1 protein-coding gene is annotated in these 249 nt (G+C 39.8%); it reads left to right on the top strand.

Translation table 11 applies throughout. The features are described 5' to 3' along the window. Window positions 1-249 (top strand): IS3 family transposase (locus FC84_RS08930; RefSeq protein WP_157051859.1); only part of this gene is annotated, 249 nt, incomplete at both ends.

The following is a 249-nucleotide window of genomic DNA, read 5'->3' as shown; positions in this document are numbered from 1 at the left end:
CTTTATGGGTACCGAAAAATCCATGCGCTGCTCACTAAAGACAGATTGATTAAGTGCAGTGTGAGCAAAGTTCAAAGAATTATGTCACGTCATGGCTGGGGTTGTCGTTTTAAGCAAAAACGTTTTAATAAGCCTGGTAATCCTTATAAGACCTTTGAGAACTTAGTTAACCGTGATTGGAATACAGCTCAACCCTTGCAAAAACTGACAACCGATATCACTTATCTTCCCTTTGGGAAGACAATGCTA

Source organism: Lapidilactobacillus dextrinicus DSM 20335 (assembly GCF_001436095.1).
GTDB lineage: Bacteria > Bacillota > Bacilli > Lactobacillales > Lactobacillaceae > Lapidilactobacillus > Lapidilactobacillus dextrinicus.
The sequence above is the reverse complement of the archived record's forward strand: the minus strand, read 5'-3'. Positions and strand labels throughout refer to the sequence as shown.